Source organism: Enterobacter cloacae complex sp. 394F7, assembly GCF_057320385.1.
In genome coordinates this window covers 1-700 of sequence record NZ_JBXWCS010000042.1, presented here as the reverse complement: position 1 = coordinate 700, position 700 = coordinate 1, and the positions used below count along the sequence as shown (strand labels likewise).

Below are 700 nucleotides of genomic sequence, written 5' to 3'. Positions count from 1 at the left end.
ACCTGCGGTTAAGTCAGCACCTTTACCTGGCGACGAACAGCGCGCAGGGGCCGTGGTGGATACTCGGCTGGTCTGAACGTGTCCCTGACACAGGGGAAGTCCTTCCCGCGCCGCTGCCGCCGTACCGGGTGCTGACCGGGCTGGCGGACCGTTTCGGGCGCAGGCTCACCTTTCACCGGGCCGCGCAGGGGGCGTTCACCGGCCACATCACCGCTGTCACCGACGGCGCAGGCCGCTGTTTCCGGCTGGCGCTGAGCACACTGCCGCAGACCCCGCCGGTATCAGGCTACGGTGCCGACAGCGGCGTCCGCCTGGAGACGGTATGGCTGGTGCACGACCCGGCATACCCGGACAACCTGCCCGCGGAGCCGCTGGTGCGCTATGAATACACCCCGCGTGGCGAGCTGGCGGTGGTGTATGACCGGGGCGGGGTGCAGGTCCGGAGCTTTACGTATGATGATAAACATCCCGGACGCATGACGGCCCACAGTCATGCCGGACGGCCGCAGACCACTTACAGCTATGACGCTTCCGGCCGGGTGGTGGCGCAGCACAACCCGGCGGGGCTGAGCTATCGCTACGAGTATGAGAAAAACGCCGTCATTATCACCGACAGTCTGAACCGCCGCGAGGTACTGCACACCGGAGGCGAAGGCGGATTAAAGCGGGTTGTGCGGGAAGAAAAAGCCGACGGCAGCAC

General features: G+C 66.0%; 1 pseudogene. It reads left to right on the top strand.

The features are described from left to right. A pseudogene (locus AC2FAK_RS22935) lies at nt 1-700 on the top strand (type IV secretion protein Rhs); the annotation flags it as partial.